Consider the following 14177-nt stretch of genomic DNA (forward strand, 5'->3'; position numbering starts at 1 on the left):
GGATAAGCCAACAAATCAGACAGTTGCGTCATGATATGACAGCGCTACAAGCTGAGCTTAAACGGCAAGAAGAGGGCTTGATCACAGCAAAATCTTCTCACGCCGATATAAATAGCGATCAAGAAAGTCAATTTGCATCAGTGCCTGACACCTCTCCAACCTTGCGGTCATCAATGCCGCCACCGATACCGTTAGCAGCAGTAGATTTGGTTACAGCCGCTGACGCTAGCGCCGAACCCATAGAAGAAAACCTCGGCTTAAAGCCAAAACCAGCAGAATCGACAAAATCGAGAACCCCCGTTACAACGATAGATCCAGACGAGCGCTCCTTGCCTATCGTCACCTCCATTATTCACTCTATGCAAAACTGGTTTTTTGGCGGCAACTTAGTAGTGCGTGTTGGGGTATTGGTGTTGCTCGTCGGGGTGGTGTTATTACTGCGCTTATTAAGCGACTATATTGAAATACCCATCGCCTTTAAACTCATTGCCATAGGCGTCCTCGGTTTAGGGTTAGCAGCTTTAGGATTAAAATTAGTAAAAAACCGCTTTGCTTACGGTATCACTTTGCAAGGCGCAGGATTGGCGATTGCTTATCTAACCACCTTTTTTGCCTATAGCGTTTATCAAGTGCTGGCAAGTCTACCAAGCTTTATAGGACTTGGTTTATTATCAGCACTTACCGTCGTTTTAGCCGTCCGTCAAAACGCCTTTCCTTTGGCATTACTGGCATTATCGGGCGGCTTTTTTGCGCCTATATTGACCAGTCAGGATACAGGCAGCTTGACGGTTTTGTTTAGCTATTACTTATTACTAAACGTGACTATTGCAGTAATTGCTCATTATCGTCCGTGGAAAGTGCTCAATATTTTTGGGTCAGGAGTCACGTTTGGGCTGGCTTATTATTGGGGACTGACAGAGAACGTAACGGTAATTATTGATAATCAGCGTTGGTCATTGGTGGTACTGGTTGCCCTACATCTCATTCTGTATTTATTTGTGGTGATTCGCTACGCGCAACAAATCATTGCTTATAACGATGACAATGAAGCGATTATGAACGTGGCTAATGTTGAAGAACGACGTTCTAGCTATGTATTCCCTATCGATATTGGTCTGTTATTCTCCGTGCCGATATTGGCATTTGGCTTATTTTCTGCCTTATTGCAGGATATTCATCATGCGTTGACCATTGTTAGTGCTATTTTAGCGATGATTTATCTGGGTCTCGGTTGGCGCTTTATTAAACGCAGTCAGCGCTATGCTCTGATTACTGAAGGTATGCTGGCGTTAGGGTTTGGCTTTTTAGCATTAGTGATTCCGCTGGCACTTGATGCAGAATGGATTGCCTTTGGCTGGTCGGTACAAGGGCTGGCCTTGGTATGGTTTGGACGGCGCTCACTACGTGCATGGTCAGTATTGTTTGGGTTGTTATTGCAGCTGCTCAGTATCGCGATGCTGATGATAACTGTGGTCTTTACCATAAAAGATTATCCAACGTTGGCGTTGACGATTTCGGCGCTCAGCTATCTAGCAACGATGTTTATCTTACGCGCCAGCAACTCGCCTATTGATGACGCCAACAACCAGCTTAATGCCAATCATACGCTGACTGCCTATACTAAAGCTTTGGGCATTGGTGAACTCGCTACTAAGCAATGGCTTACCAGTATCAATAGCCAAAGTATGGCGTTTAACTTGATGTGGCGCAGTCCAAATTTGGGTCGCTTTTTAACCTTTACTGCAATGGTTTGGCTGCTGTATGTATTGGTGATTGATTTTGACCACTGGCTTGCCAGCCGGCGCTTAGCAACGACGGCGCTGCTAGGATTGGCCACCTTAACCAGCCTAGCTATTTATCAGGCAATCAATCACTATCATGCGTGGCGCGAGATTAGGCAGTTTAGCCATGGGTTATTGCTGCTATTTTATGCCGCACTACTGTTTCAACTGCCACAAAAGTATGAATTTGATCATCAATGGACAACCTTTCATTGGCCGATATTTATTGCCTTATTCATAGGTTGGTTAGTCGTTGGGCAACTATGGTTAAAGTCATGGCATAAAGAATTGGAGTTAAAAAGTTTTGATAGCGCGAGCTGGCTTGGTGCTGGCATTATCCTGTTGGCAGAAGCTATGCATTATGGCTTGCCTGATTCAAAAGGCGTCATGACTATTTTGGTTCCGGTTGCCTTTATGCTGGCTGGATTATGGTGTACACAGCGTCATGCTATGGTTCAATACAATGATAAGCAATCACACTCGCAAACGGGAGCAGCGACCTCAGTATTTGCACCTTATTGGTTTGATTGGCATCAGGCATTATTAGACAGTGCCAAAATATTTGTACCAATCACACTAGGTTGGGCTATTTTTACCAACTTCACTTACGATGGTATTATTTGGGAACTGCCCTACTTTCCTTTATTTAACTTATATGATGTGACGTTATGGCTGGTGGTGTTTTACGGCTTGGGCGTTTATTTACTCCGTCAGCCACATGGTAGAGGTTCGAGAAATCTATTAAAAGCCATTCCTAAAAACGATATGCTGTTAATTATCTTAGCGCTGATTAGTTTTTGGATAGGCTCTAGCATGTTAGTTAGAACGCTGCACGCATTTATCGGCACGCCGTTATGGACTGGCGGTTTATACGACGTGACAGGAGGCGCTTGGAATAGCGAGCAAGTACAAACGGGACTAACCATTTTATGGACGCTCATTGCTTTGGTCGCCACTATTATCGCCAGCCGCTATGGACAACGAACGCTATGGTTTATGGGTATTGGGCTGCTGGGCGTTGTGGTGTTAAAACTGGTCTTGGTTGATTTATCCCAGACCGAGGCGATTTGGCGAGTGATTTCCTTCCTTGGTGCGGGTAGCTTAATCTTGGTCATTGGTTATTTAGCGCCATTGCCACCAGCACGTGAGGATTTAACAGACGAGTTTGAATAATAGTCTGCTCTGTGCGTTACGTTAAATGAAATGTTAACGTGGTGACGCTGGTTGTGTAGTAAACTGAACACCATTAGAAAGTAGACGTTGATTGTCTTACTTTGAGCATTTTTTATAAAAGGTTAGTAAAGCAGATGGATAAGAGAGCAAGTATTCAGTGGTTCCCTGGGCATATGAACAAAGCCCGTAACGAAATCAAAGAAATCATGCCGCAGATGGACGTCGTCATTGAAGTGATTGACGCGCGTATTCCTTATAGTAGCGAAAACCCAATGGTCGCGGCATTACGCGGCGAAAAACCAGTCATTAAAATCTTAAATAAAGCCGATCTCGCTGATCCTGAATTGACCAAAGCGTGGATGGAATATCTTGAACAACAAGACGGCGTTAAAGCTATCGCTTGCGACAATAACAAAGCCGATGACGTCAAGCGTATCATTGCAATATGCAAATCCCTCGTACCCAATAAAGTCGGGACGGGACGTCAAATCAAAGCCATGATTATGGGTATTCCAAACGTTGGTAAATCAACCTTGATTAATACCTTAGCGGGGCGCGCGGTAGCTAGAACCGGTGATGAGCCAGCGGTGACCAAGTCACAGCAGCTGATCAAGCTTGACGATGACATCATGCTCTATGACACGCCTGGCATGCTGTGGCCAAAGGTTGAAAACGAAAACTCTGGCTATCGCTTGGCGGCGACCGGCGGTATTCGTGATACGGCGTTTGACTTCGCCGATGTGGCCAGTTATACCGCTGAGTATCTCATGCAAGCCTATCCTGAACTGCTAAAAACCCGCTATAAGATTGAAGAATTACCCAAGACCGATTGGGAGTTTTTCGAAGTGGCGGGACGTAATCGCGGCTGCGTACGCGCGGGCAATCAAGTCGATACCTACCGCATGTCTGAGATTTTGATTAACGAGTTACGTAGCGGCAAGCTTGGAAATATTACCCTCGAGACGCCAGAAATGACTGAAGCTGAAGAAATTGTGGTCGCTGAACAACGAGTCGCAGCCGAAGAGAAAAGAATCGCTAAAGAAGAAGAAAAACGTTTACGTCGTTTAAAAACGCGGAAGAATCGGAAGTAGATCGAACTTAGATAAAGTTGTAGGGTGCGCCTAGCGCACCTGTTATATTCTATTATTTACCTTTAACTTATCTGAAGGTTTACTCAAAATTTACTTGGCAAACAAGACAGTGAATTATAGCTCCATTCCTTGATTTTCATTCCCCGATACTGAAAACGAAGCTCATCTACTATTGTCTTGTATCAATCGTATTACACCCATAAACACTGTTTGTCCCAAACGTTATATATCCCTGTTCAATTTACAAGGAATACTCTTGCCTACTCAATTTTCTCAGTCATTAACTTCTCTGGATTCATTCGCTCCCCGCCTGCTCGATTGGTTCGCTGAAAACGGTCGCCACGATCTGCCGTGGCAACAGCACCAAACCGATACGCCCAATCCTTATATCGTTTGGCTATCAGAAGTCATGCTCCAGCAAACGCAAGTAATGACAGTGCTGCCCTACTTTGCCCGCTTTATGGCGTCGTTTCCGACGGTGCAAGATTTAGCCGCAGCAGAATGGGATATGGTGGCGGAACACTGGGCGGGACTTGGCTACTATGCGCGCGCGCGTAATTTGCACAAAGGCGCGAAGCAGTTGGTTGAGGTTATCAATGAAACGGACGACTTCCCGCAGACACTAGCAGGTTGGGAAGCGATTTCTGGCGTTGGCCCTTCGACCGCTGGGGCGATTATGGCAATGGGGCTACATCGTTATGGCGTGATCTGTGATGGTAATGTCAAACGCGTTCTCACCCGCTGGGCGGCTATCGATGGTGATATTACCAAGTCTGTTACTACCAAAGAGCTGTGGGCATTGGCGGAGCGTTTAACACCAAGAGAGAACTCAGGATTGTTTGCGCAAGCCATGATGGATATGGGTGCAACCTTATGTACGCGTAGCAAACCTGCTTGTCTATTGTGCCCATTACAAGATGATTGCTTAGCCCATGCGCAGGGTCGCGAAACCGATTATCCAGTCAAGGCCAAAAAACAGCCCAAACCCAGCAAAGTTAGCAATGCATTATTAATTAAAGATACGGACGGCAAAATACTGTGGCTACAGCGTCCTGACAATGGTATTTGGGGCGGACTATGGAGTTTGCCTTTGCAATTTGTAGAGAAAATTGACGGTAAAGTAAGTGGCAAAACAACTGCTAAAAATTTAGGAGCCAGCGATGATAAATTATTAAAAGTTGCTAGTAATAAAAAAAACTATGAAAAAGTCTATGAAACAGAATTTACCACTGCTGAGCAAATTATCAATGAATGGCTAGATAAGCGTAATTTAGCAGTCGCGCCCATTAATAAAACCTTACTTGATGAGGCGCCTATCAAACACTCCTTAACCCATTTCCATTGGTATTTAACGCCGCAATCACTGACTTTAACTAATGAGCAAACGGCTGATTTGACCAAAGCCTTGCAAGCGGCAGAAATTAATATTAACTGGTTAAATGCGAGTGATGCGCAGGCAACACTTGGATTACCACGAGCAATGGTAAAGATCTTGGAAGCCTAAGTTAGGGCGACTAAGTAACCTTTATAAAAAAAAGCGACTCAAAATATATTCTGAGTCGCTTTTTTCATTTATAACATACAAAAAACTAAGACAAAACTTAAGATTTGGGCACCCGCAAACGCATCAGGCCTTCTTGTTGTACCGTTGCGACCAATCGACCATCTTGCCAAAACTGACCGTGATTTAAGCCTTTGGCATTAGAGGTCGTGTCGCTCCACATGTCATATAGCAGCCAATTATTTAAATCAAAATCACGATGAAAATGCATCGAGTGATCAATACTCGCCGCTTGCAAACCACTGGTCATAAAGCTGACCCCATGTGACATCAGCCCCGTACCGACCAAGTAAAAATCAGACGAAAACGCCAATAGTGCTTGCTGAATGGCCACAGGCTGCTTTCCAAGCTCACGGATACGCAGCCAGTTTGCTTGCTTGGGTTTCATCGGTTCTGGATGAATCGGATCACGCGGCTTAATCGGTTTAATCTCGACATGACGATGACGCATAAAACGCGCTTTTAGGGCATCAGGAACCTTTCCAACATACTGCTCTTTTAAATCTTGCTCATCAAGCAAGTCTTCTGGCGGCGGATACACGGGCATATCTTCTTGATATTCCAAGCCCTCTTCCATCGGTGAGAACGAAGCAATCATCGAAAATATCACTTGCTCGACAGGCGCTTTACCGCGCACTTCTTTATACTGAATTGCCGTGACTTCACGTGCTGACAGACTGCGACCATCACGCAGGCGGCGTACTTGGTAAATTACCGGCTGATTGATATCGCCACCGCGCAAAAAATAACCATGCAGCGAATGACATGGCTTATCTTTATCCAGTGTATGCGCCGCTGCCATAATCGCTTGCGCCAGCACTTGCCCGCCAAAAATACGACTGCCCACATAGTCGTGGCTTTTACCTTCAAAAACATCAGGGCTGACTTCAATAAGCGCCACGGTAGCAAGCAGCTCATCGATCAGTTGCGGATAATCAGACATGACGATAGGTTTCCTTATTTTGATCAATCACGCCAAGCATTGAGATATAAGCACTCAAGGGTCAAGCGTATCAATACGATATGGCTTAAGCCAATGCGGCGTTTTAATTTAAAATAATATATATAGTAGGTTCATTTTAAAACTGTTATGGCATGACTATTATAGTTTGCGATAAACACCCACATAACGCTGAGAACGCCAAATAAATAGCCAGTAAAATGATTAGCAATCACTCATTATAAAGCGAAAAGCCAATCATCTTAGCGAATATTAAAGATTTTGACTAGGCAGTCGCCGCCTTACGAGTCGGTTTAACGCTTTATTAGCTTAACAATCATGAGCAAGTAATTATCTAAACAAGTAGCTGTCTAAACAAGCAGCATCTAAGCTCACAAACATAAATAAAAAACGAGATGATGAGACACCTCGTTTTTTATTTGACTTTATATTATGGTTTTACAGCGACCAGCACGCGAATAGAGTCTGGTACCAGCGATAAATTGCCTAGTGCTTGCTCGCCTTGGGCTTTTAGTTGCTCTAGGCGTTCAATCTCTTCTGGGCGCACGTTAGGGTTAATCGTTTGCAGATGCTTTAGGCGTTTGATTTCACGTGACCACTGCTGGCTAAAGCGCGCGCTTGCCTGTTCACCAATGTCTTCTAGCTGCTGACGGGCAATATCTTCGGCTTCATAATAACGCTGCTCAATCACATCGCCACGTACCTTAATCACTTGGCGAGCGCGGTTTTTATCCAAGCGCTCGATATGCGGCATAATCATATCGCTGCTAATACGCGCGGATAAATCACTGCCCTGCTCACTGATAAACACACGAATATTTTGCGTCGGCAAGGTAGCAGGCAGATTAAGCAATCTTGGCGCAATTGCTTCAACGCGGAAATTCACTTCTAGCAGCACCATACCTTGGGGAACAGCGGCACTCTTGAGCATCGCAACGGTAGTATTCCCAAAAGTGCTGGTACTTGCTAGCTCATAAATCGCGCGCATCAATGGATGCTCATGGGTGATAAATTCGATATCTTCGCGCTGCAGCGCTTGCTTGCGCTCAAAGGTCAGCGTCATACCATCTTCGTCACCGAGCGGCAGACCGTCGATATAATCGCTAATTTCCGTGCTATCAATCGGCGCAATCACCCATGAACCATCGCGCTGGATATTGTGGTCGATATTGGCGGAAGCAAAGAAGCGCTCGATAAATTGCGGCAATAGATTATGTTTATCAAAATCATGCATGGCATCGGCAATACGCCCAGCAACGCGCGGACGGCATGAGTTGTACTCAAGTAAGCGATCGCGACCAGCTTGTAGCTGTGCTTCGAGTCCCAAGCGCGTTTGCTGTGCTTTTTCGATAATATCCTGCAAAGTGGTGCGGTTAGCGTCGGTATCCGCGCCTTCAAGCAGCGGTTTCAACTCTTGGATATATTGCTCTTGTACGCTTTGCGCCGTTGGAGAAATCTGATTAAACATATTGAGCGCGTCGTTATACCAGCGGTACAGTCGCTCTTGCGCCGTTCCTTGTACATAAGGAACGTGCAGCATAATTTGTTGTGTCTGTCCGATACGGTCTAGGCGACCGATACGCTGCTCTAACGTATCTGGATTGGCAGGCAGGTCCCACAATATCAGCTGGCTTGCAAACTGGAAGTTGCGACCTTCTGAGCCAATCTCTGAGCAGAGTAATATCTGCGCGCCTTCTAAGTCGGCGAAAAACGCCGCCGCTTGGTCACGCTCAAGTAAGGTCATCTGCTCAGTAAAGATAGCGGTTTTAATACCAGCATGTAGACGCAATACCGCCTCTAAACTTTCAACCGTCGCCCCACTACGAGCAATCAACAATACTTTTTTATGCTTAAGCTCACCCTTCAAAATATCAATCAACCACGGCACCCGCGGATCATCCTCTAGCCAGCCGCCATCGGGTTGATTTTCTTCGCCCCAAAGCTGCTCGCGCAATTTACCCTTGGTTTGATAGCTATCTACCCATGCTTCAGGTAGCGGCAACGGATACGGCTGGCTGCTACGACCATAAAAACCTTTGACACTCTCACGGGTATTACGGAATAAAATACGCCCCGTACCATGACGGTCAAGGAGTTCATTGAGCGCATAAGTACGCAGTTTTTCGTCGTCATTAATGTTTACTAATTCATCGATACTAATAGAAAGCAGATGACTTAATGCCGTGATTTGACCGTTGCTTAATGGTTTATCTTCGATTAAGACACTGGCAACAGCGGCAGTTTCGGCAAAGGCTTCTTGGCTATCGATAAATTCATCAAGGTCATCAAAGCGATCGGGGTCTAATAAACGCAGACGGGCAAAGTGGCTTTGGGCGCCAAGCTGCTCAGGTGTTGCCGTTAATAGCATGACACCCGGTGTCTCTTCGGCAAAGTCAGCAATGAGGTCATATTTATCATTGCCGCCTTGTGCTTCATCCCAATGCAGGTGATGCGCTTCATCGACGACCAATAAATCAAAACCCGCTTCCATCGCTTGATCGTACAAATCTGGATGGTCAAGCAATAAGTCCATGCCGGCAATGATACATTGCTCGGTCGTAAAGACGTTTTGCTCAGGGTCGTGTTCTTTAATCGCAGCGGTACGTACCAAATCAAACAAGGCAAAGTTTAGGTTAAAACGGCGACGCAGCTCAATCATCCACTGATACTGCAAACTGTCTGGTACAAGAATTAGGACGCGCTCAGCTTTACCAGTTAATAGCTGCTGATGAATAATTAAACCTGCTTCAATGGTTTTACCCAAGCCAACTTCGTCAGCAAGCAAGACACGCGGGGCGATGCGTTTGCCAACTTCATGGGCAATATACAGCTGATGCTCAATAATATCGACGCGTGCGCCCATCAAGCCTTTGAGCGGATGACCCGCTAGCGCTGATTGCATACGCAAGATATCTTGACGCAGCTCATACCAATCCCCGCGCTCAATACGACCAGCCAGCAAACGCTCAAGCGGCTTAGCCAGCGTGATATTAGCCGCCAAACGGGTTTCCATAATGCCGCGCTCATGCTCATCAACACTGTATTTGAGCACGCCCATCACTTCTTCGACCGCGGTTACGGTATAGCTATTACCGGCTTGGTCAGAAATACTATCACCTTCTTTGAACACCACGCGCGATAACGGCGCAGAATTTTTGGCGTAGACGCGGGTCTCTTCACTTTGCGGAAATAAGATATGTACACAGCGGTCATCGACGTCGATGACCACACCCAAGCCAAGCTCAGACTCCGTATCAGATAAATAACGTTGACCAACGGCAAATTCGGTGCTGTGCAATGAAGCGATAGAGATAGTCATAAGGCGATGTCTTTTGTACTCAGATGATAAGAAAATAGATAGTTAATGAATCAAGCCACAATCATACAAACAATCACGCAAGGATTTAGTCAATTAATAGCTCAAACTCATTAATAAGTTGCTGGTCATTGAAGCTATCAGCAACGCCCAACTTGTCAGCTAGGTCGATGGATAAAACAGACCATTATATAACGTTAGCGCCTAGATGAGTGCGTTAACTTGACTTTTCAAGAGCACTTTTTGGCAAGATTATTGCAATTGTTTGGCAAGAATATTGCAATACTGCGCTTAAGTAACTTTTTAGAAATCCATATATAACGACTCACAAGTAAAGAAAAAGGCTCGCTACTATGCGCTAAACATTGTTATCATAAAATTGTTTCTATATTGTTAATATATGCAATTTAACATTTCTTATTGTTATTGAAGCTATGTTACCCATTACCCCCTTTTAGATTTTCCAAATGATATAAAAAATTTATTCAAAAAATTTAACTATCAAGTCTTAAAACACAAAATTTCGGCAACCTCCTACTTAATACCGTCCTTTTTAAGACCGTTAAGTAAGCCAAATAGTGTTTTTCATAGTCGTTTAAGTTATGAATTAACCGTAAATACTTTAATACTAGTTATATATCTAGATATTTAACTGAGTGATAATTTTAAAAACTTTGCCCCAATACTCAAATCCCATTTTCGTAAGGCTTACGTATCACCACATCATCGATTGCTCACAGCAAATAGCATCAGTAGTCTGTATAGACAGTCTGCTTTGTGGTCACGTTTATCCAAGGACAATCCCCTCATGAGTGCCTCCAAAAAAGTTGGCTTTTTTAACCAAGTCAGTACCCAAGTGACGACCATTCTATTTATGGCTTTTGTGGTCGTACTAGCCGTTGTTGTGTATGTTGTTGATAAAGAAGGTCATGAAAAAATTCGCCTTGAATCGGCAAAACTGGTCGCTGAGCGTGGTAATACCGCGGTCAATAGTATCTCAGCCGATATCAATCGCGTGATGCGCAGTGCCCTGTTATTGCAGCAAAGCGCGCAGACTTTGCCGCCACAAGAAGCGATTTTGCAAGCCAGTACCGCCAATGCTTTTGATAAGCGCGATTATAACTTATTAGGTAGTGGCGGCATTTGGCCAGAAAAAGGCGCACTGGGCGCCAATACCGCCACCCATCCATTTTTGATGGTGCGTCAAAACGGCGATTATCAAGCGGTACTCAGCGACCCAAACCCTGCCAATCCTTATTATCAAGAAGACTGGTTTAGCGTTTTGAAATTGCTTAAACCTGAAAGCTGTATTTGGAACCATGTCCGCGCCAGCCAAACCAAAGGCGAGCTGGCGATGAGTTGCGGTGTCGCCATCGAGCGTGACAACCAGTTCTGGGGTGCCAGTACCGTCAACTTTACCCTCAACCAGCTGCAAGAAAACATCGTTAAGCTCAGCGAAAGCTCAGGCTCAGGTTATATTTTACTGCTCGATAACAGTGACAAAGTTATCGCCTCCTCTAATCCTGAGCGCTTAAGCTATATCGACGAAGCCACCGGTACACCGCTTGATATCAAACAAGTTATCAACGCTGACCCTGCTTGGAATCCGGTACTAAACTTCTTGGAGACGCAGCGTAACGAAACCATCGAGCGCGTTGCCGCTAGCGTATCGCCGCAAGTTCAGCAAGTATTGACCACGCTTGATAAAGCCGAAACCGGTACGTCAAAAGGCTATTATCTCGTCAACTACGCCGCTTATCTAAACAACGGTGAAAATAAGCAAAACGCGATGGACAGCCGCTTATTGCAGAGCTTTGAGTTAGAAAAAGACAGCTATTATAACGGCAGCCAAGCGTACGTATTTGAGATTCCTGAGACTTATTGGAAACTTATCGTCGTCCAGCCTGATGCTGAAATTAACGCCATCGCTGACAATCTAAGTAAAAATCTGATTAACTGGATTGCCCTCGCGCTACTTATCACCGCGGGTTTGATTTACTTTATGCTCACTTATTTAGCGTTTAAACCGTTAAAAGAAACCACCGATAAAATCGCGCAAGCGGAAAACCTGATTAATGATAAGCAATACAATAAGCTAAGTGAGGTTAAATTCGCCGAAGGTCGCAACGAGATTGGGCTGGTAAACGGCTCTATTAATGACCTCCTAGACCGTATCCAATCTAACGAAGGTAAGCTTGCCAATATTAATCAGCAGCTAGAGATTAAAGTTGAAGAGCGTACCGCTGAGCTACAAGAGACGCTAAAAGAGCTGAAAAACTCTCAGCTGCAATTGATCCGTTCAGAAAAAATGGCAACCTTGGGTCAAATGGTGGCGGGCGTCGCTCATGAGGTTAATACGCCATTATCTTATGTGCAAAACAACCTTGAGATTATCGGTCAGTTGACTGAGCAATACGAAGAGTTGATTGAGTTGGTACAAGGGTTAAAAGCCGCTAAAACTGATGCCGCTACTGATGGCAAAATTGATAAGTTATTGGCTGATATCGTCCGTGCGTCGGATGAAATCCAAGAAGATGATTTGTCCACTGAGCTTAAAGAGCTGATTAAAGACTCACTCTTTGGTGTCGAGCAAATCACCGAGATGGTCCTAAACCTACGTAACTTTGCCCGTCTTGATGAGTCAAAAGTGAAAACCATCGATGTGCGCGAATGTATCGAAGCGTCATTGAAAATCGCTGGCAACTCTATCAGACATCAAGAGATTGTCACTGATTTTGCGCCGACGCCTGAAATTAAATGCTCGCCGTCACAGATTAATCAGGTGCTAGTGAACTTGCTTAATAACGCCGCGCAAGCCATGGGCGAAAAACCAGATGGCAAAATCGAAGTGCGAACGCGCGCCGATGACAGTCATGTCTATATCGATGTCAGCGACAATGGTAAAGGCATGAGCGCCGAGGTACTTAACCAAATCTTTGAGCCGTTCTTTACCACTAAGGGCGCGGGCGAAGGAACCGGTCTTGGGATGGCCATCAGTCAGCAGATTATGGAGCAGCATAATGGCGACATTAAAGCGGTTTCAACCGAAGGCGTTGGCACTACCTTTACCTTAACGCTACCGATTGATAATGATTTAACCGAACAAAGCCTAGCAGCATAAATGCTAGGTTCTGGTGTTCGTTTTGTTGTGAGCTCAATTGCTATTTAAATGATTATATAAAACTATCGTATTATTATTTATCATAAGGATATCATCATGAATGAATTTGACCATGAAATGGAAACCTCTGGTGCTGAGCTAGGGTCTGAAGCGAAACCGAAGTTGGCGTTTATCGACGATGAACAACGTATTTTACGTTCGATGAAACTGCTGTTTCGTAAAACGCATGACGTGTTTATCACCACCGACCCGACTGAGTATATCGACTATATCAAAAATAACCATGTACACGTAGCGGTCAGTGACCAACGTATGCCCGAGCGCGTGGGTGTCGATATCTTGCGCGAAGTCAAAGAAGTCTCGCCGTCTACCATGCGGATTTTATTGACCGGTTATGCTGATTTAAACGCGATTATTGGCTCTATTAACGATGGGGAGATTTATCGTTATTTGACCAAACCTTGTAAATCTGAGGAACTACTTGCGGTCGTTGGCCGCGCTACCGAAATCGCGTTGACTTATAATCCAGATGAGGACGCGGAGCAATTTGATAGCTCGGGTAAAAAGCAGACACTGTTGGTCATCGATGAAACCGACGAGCTGATTGAGCAAATAAGCAAGCAGTTCTCGCATAGCTATAAAGTCCTGCACGCAGAAGGCTTAGAAGAAGCTTACGATTATTTGGCCAATGAAGATATCGGCGTGTGTATTACCGACATCAATGTCAGCGGCGAAAATATCGCGCCAATTATCTTTACCTTAAAACAAGATGCGCCGCACTTGGTGGTTTTAGTACAGACTGAATTCCAAGATGCAGGCTTGTTGATTGACTTGATTAATAAAGGTCAGGTCTATCGCTGCTTACCAAAACCAATGCGCGCCAGCCTCCTTGAGATTAGCGTCAACCGTGCCTTTCAGCATCATACAAAATTAAAAGCCAGCCCTGAATTGGTTAAGCGTTATGAAGTTGAGCATGACCCTGAAAACGACGTGCGTATCGATTTAAGCAGTCGCGTACGTAGTCTGATTGGTAAATTGCGTAAGCGCTTCTCTTTATAAGCGTAAAAACGACTGTTCCATAAAATAAAACCTCTATTTCAATTGAAGTAGAGGTTTTTTACTGTACGCTTTTTGACACGCTTTTTGACTAAACCCTGCAACGTGTTACATTAA

Annotated in this window: 7 protein-coding genes; 5 read left to right on the forward strand and 2 right to left on the reverse strand. The window is 44.8% G+C overall.

Translation table 11 applies throughout. The features are described from left to right. Window positions 1–35: 35 nt before the first annotated feature. From ACPEGP_RS07980 to mutY, 3 genes are all read left to right on the forward strand, one after another. Window positions 36–2954, forward strand: coding sequence for a DUF2339 domain-containing protein (locus ACPEGP_RS07980; protein ID WP_423813099.1), 2919 nt, complete (start codon window positions 36–38; stop codon window positions 2952–2954). 134 nt (window positions 2955–3088) lie between these two features. Next, entirely contained in the window at window positions 3089–4045 is a 957-nt protein-coding gene (ylqF, locus tag ACPEGP_RS07985) for a ribosome biogenesis GTPase YlqF (RefSeq protein WP_068403686.1), read from the forward strand. A gap of 256 nt (window positions 4046–4301) precedes the next feature. Then, window positions 4302–5549, forward strand: coding sequence for an A/G-specific adenine glycosylase (mutY, locus tag ACPEGP_RS07990; RefSeq protein WP_423813100.1), 1248 nt, complete (start codon window positions 4302–4304; stop codon window positions 5547–5549). Window positions 5550–5646: 97 nt separating this feature from the next. Here the strand turns inward: mutY and ACPEGP_RS07995 are convergent, their stop codons facing one another. Further along, a complete protein-coding gene (locus ACPEGP_RS07995; protein ID WP_191692215.1) occupies window positions 5647–6549 on the reverse strand; it encodes an acyl-CoA thioesterase in 903 nt (300 codons plus the stop codon). 448 nt (window positions 6550–6997) lie between these two features. Further along, the gene (gene rapA, locus ACPEGP_RS08000; protein ID WP_191692213.1) at window positions 6998–9886 is read right to left on the reverse strand and encodes an RNA polymerase-associated protein RapA; all 2889 of its coding nucleotides are present in this window, start codon (window positions 9884–9886) and stop codon (window positions 6998–7000) included. Between the two features lie 805 nt (window positions 9887–10691). Between rapA and ACPEGP_RS08005 the strand changes: the two genes are divergently transcribed. Together ACPEGP_RS08005 and ACPEGP_RS08010 are read left to right on the forward strand one after the other, a co-directional pair. Continuing rightward, complete coding sequence (locus ACPEGP_RS08005; RefSeq protein ID WP_423813101.1) at window positions 10692–13004, forward strand: sensor histidine kinase; 2313 nt, start codon at window positions 10692–10694, stop codon at window positions 13002–13004. A 96-nt stretch (window positions 13005–13100) separates the two neighbouring features. Next, entirely contained in the window at window positions 13101–14063 is a 963-nt protein-coding gene (locus tag ACPEGP_RS08010) for a response regulator (protein WP_423813102.1), read from the forward strand. Window positions 14064–14177: the final 114 nt, after the last annotated feature.

It is taken from the genome of Psychrobacter sp. 219-2-C, from assembly GCF_049560815.1.
GTDB lineage: Bacteria > Pseudomonadota > Gammaproteobacteria > Pseudomonadales > Moraxellaceae > Psychrobacter > Psychrobacter faecalis.

Bases quoted from the DNA above. Each gene is read 5' to 3' on its own strand.
- ACPEGP_RS07980 (WP_423813099.1), top strand. From the start codon at position 36: ATGACAGCGCTACAAGCTGAGCTTAAACGGCAAGAAGAGGGCTTGATC.
- ylqF (WP_068403686.1), top strand. From the start codon at position 3,089: ATGGATAAGAGAGCAAGTATTCAGTGGTTCCCTGGGCATATGAACAAA.
- ACPEGP_RS07995 (WP_191692215.1), bottom strand. From the start codon at position 6,549: ATGTCTGATTATCCGCAACTGATCGATGAGCTGCTTGCTACCGTGGCG.
- rapA (WP_191692213.1), bottom strand. From the start codon at position 9,886: ATGACTATCTCTATCGCTTCATTGCACAGCACCGAATTTGCCGTTGGT.
- ACPEGP_RS08005 (WP_423813101.1), top strand. From the start codon at position 10,692: ATGAGTGCCTCCAAAAAAGTTGGCTTTTTTAACCAAGTCAGTACCCAA.
- ACPEGP_RS08010 (WP_423813102.1), top strand. From the start codon at position 13,101: ATGAATGAATTTGACCATGAAATGGAAACCTCTGGTGCTGAGCTAGGG.